The sequence below is a fragment of the Collinsella sp. AM23-17 genome, from assembly GCF_003470945.1.
Lineage (GTDB): Bacteria > Actinomycetota > Coriobacteriia > Coriobacteriales > Coriobacteriaceae > Collinsella > Collinsella aerofaciens_O.
Map to the genome: position 1 here is coordinate 1 of NZ_QRHU01000055.1, position 1,063 is coordinate 1,063.

Here is a 1,063-nt window from a genome sequence, read left to right on the forward strand (position 1 = left end):
GCCGGGCCCTTACGCCAGCACGCCGAAGAACGCGCCGATGATGCCCACGACCATGGTGGCCACGATCAGCACCATGGGGTTGATCTTCTTGGACAGCAGCCAGTAGTACAGCCAGAAGGCGAGCATGCCGAGCATGCCGGGCATGATGCCGTCCAGGATGTCCTGGAGGGTCTGGGCGTCCTCGCCCGAGCCGATGGCCACCGGGATGCTGGCCCAGAACATGTCCTTGCACATGGCGCCCACGACCATGACGCCCACGATGCCCACGCAGGTCATGATCTTCTGCATGAGGCCGGTCCTCTGGGCCTCGTCCAGGAAGCCCACGCCCAGCTCGTAGCCCTTGACGGCGCCCCAGATGCGCAGCGCGAAGCCGGGGACGTTGTAGATGAGCAGGAAGGCGATGGGGCCGAAGGGGTTGCCGGCCTGGCACAGGCTGATGCCCACCGCGGCGGCGACCACGCGCAGCGTCGACAGGAAGATGGAGTCGCCGATGCCGGACAGCGGGCCCATGAGGGCGGCCTTGACGTCGTTGACGCTCTCGGGCTCGATCTCGCCGCGGGCGACCTTCTCCTCCATGGCCATCGCGATGCCGCCGACGAACGGGGCGAACTGGACGGTGATGTTGAAGAACGCGCAGTGGCGATGCAGGGCCTCGGCGTAGTCGTCGGGGCGGCCGGCGTAGATCTTCTTGAGCATGTTGGCGACCATCAGGCAGAAGGCGATGTTCATCTGCTTGTAGTAGGTCCAGGAGAACTCCATGCCCAGGGCGCCGACGTTGACGGCGCTCTTGACGAGGTCGGAGCGCGTGATCTTGTTCTCGGGACTAGAAGTCATCGTCCTCATCCCCTTCCGCGGAAAGCTGGGGCTGGGCTCCGCCCAGGCCGAGCAGGTCGAACTTGTCGATGCCGATGATGATGGCGATCAGGGCGACGCCCAGGACGGGCACGTTGGCGTAGGAGCACAGCAGGAAGCCCAGGAAGTAGAAGGGCACGAGCTGCTTGGTGAGCACCAGGCGGCCGAGCATGGCGAAGCCCATGGCCGGCAGGATGTTGGCGGCAACGCC

At 65.7% G+C, this 1,063-nt stretch carries 2 protein-coding genes; both read right to left on the reverse strand.

The genetic code is table 11. The features are described from left to right. Positions 1 to 9: 9 nt before the first annotated feature. Positions 10 to 843: a PTS system mannose/fructose/sorbose family transporter subunit IID gene (locus tag DW645_RS09830; protein WP_117565064.1), complete on the reverse strand. Its 834-nt coding sequence runs from the start codon at positions 841 to 843 to the stop codon at positions 10 to 12. Continuing rightward, a partial coding sequence (locus tag DW645_RS09835; RefSeq protein ID WP_147324175.1) for a PTS sugar transporter subunit IIC occupies positions 824 to 1,063 on the reverse strand: 240 nt, incomplete at its 5' end. The genes DW645_RS09830 and DW645_RS09835, both read right to left, overlap by 20 nt.

What these genes read in the sequence shown, in the direction of transcription:
- DW645_RS09830 (WP_117565064.1), bottom strand. Translation starts at nt 843, where the DNA reads ATGAGGACGATGACTTCTAGTCCCGAGAACAAGATCACGCGCTCCGAC.